The organism is Massilia sp. CT11-108 (assembly GCF_047302915.1).
Lineage (GTDB): Bacteria > Pseudomonadota > Gammaproteobacteria > Burkholderiales > Burkholderiaceae_D > Telluria > Telluria orientalis.
Window position 1 is genome coordinate 1 of sequence record NZ_JBKYMO010001189.1, and the last position, 555, is coordinate 555.

Genomic DNA, 555 nt, shown 5'->3' on the forward strand with positions numbered 1-555 from the left:
TCGCCGTCCCATCCGGCGACCGCCGCACGGCGCCGCGTCCGCCCCAGCCGACGCCGGCCGTCCCAACCTGAATCGAGCCCCGACCATGCCGGAAACGACGACAACCCAACAAACATCGAACCGCCACGTCATCGTGAGCGGCCTGCTGTTCGCCTTCATCGCGCTGATCGGCGTCCTGATCGTGCTGTATGCCTGGAACCTGCCGCCGTTCCACAGCGCGCTGCAGACGACGGAGAACGCGCTGGTGCGGGGGCAGGTGACGATCATCAGTCCGCAACTGTCCGGCTACATCGTCGAAGTGGACGTGCAGGATTACCAGGTGGTCCACCAGGGCCAGCTGCTGATGCGCATCGACGACCGCATCTACCAGCAGAGACTGGACCAGGCCAAGGCCCAGCTGGCGACCACGCGCGCCGCGCTGGCGAACTTCGCGCAAAGCCGCGGCACGGCCAGCGCCACCATCCAGCAGAACCAGGCCGCCGTCGCCAACGCGGCTGCCCAGGCGCAGCGCGCGAATGCCGACCTGAAACGCGTGGAAGAACTGGCGGCCGACGG

At 68.1% G+C, this 555-nt stretch carries 1 protein-coding gene; it reads left to right on the plus strand.

Annotated features, from left to right (window positions below):
- Positions 1–85 precede the first annotated feature (85 nt).
- Positions 86–555, plus strand: a 470-nt coding sequence (locus ACEN88_RS33900) for an HlyD family secretion protein (protein ID WP_413346756.1), incomplete at its 3' end; no start/stop codon positions are given.